Origin of the sequence: Psychrobacter sp. CAL346-MNA-CIBAN-0220, from assembly GCF_040309805.1 — a bacterium.
Lineage (GTDB): Bacteria > Pseudomonadota > Gammaproteobacteria > Pseudomonadales > Moraxellaceae > Psychrobacter.
The window spans coordinates 1-244 of sequence record NZ_JBEOPF010000633.1; the positions used below are offsets into that span (position 1 = coordinate 1).

Annotated in this window: 1 protein-coding gene; it reads left to right on the forward strand. The window is 38.5% G+C overall.

Annotated features, from left to right (window positions below; genetic code table 11):
* The coding region (locus tag AAEY88_RS15105) for a DUF885 family protein (RefSeq protein WP_350563704.1) at positions 1 to 244 on the forward strand (244 nt) is incomplete at both ends.

Consider the following 244-nt stretch of genomic DNA (forward strand, 5'->3'; position numbering starts at 1 on the left):
GAGCAATTACGCGCAATGCGTTTAGTGCTTGATACTGGTTTTCATGCAAAAGGGTGGACGCGTCAACAAGGTATAGACTACATGCTTGCAAATTCGTCTATGGCTAAAAGTGATGTAATTGCTGAAGTAGAGCGCTATATAGCATGGCCAGGCCAAGCGCTTTCTTACAAGTTAGGGCAATTTAAAATTCAAGAATTACGTGATTTTTCTAAAAAAGAACTCGGCAATAAATTTGATATTAAAG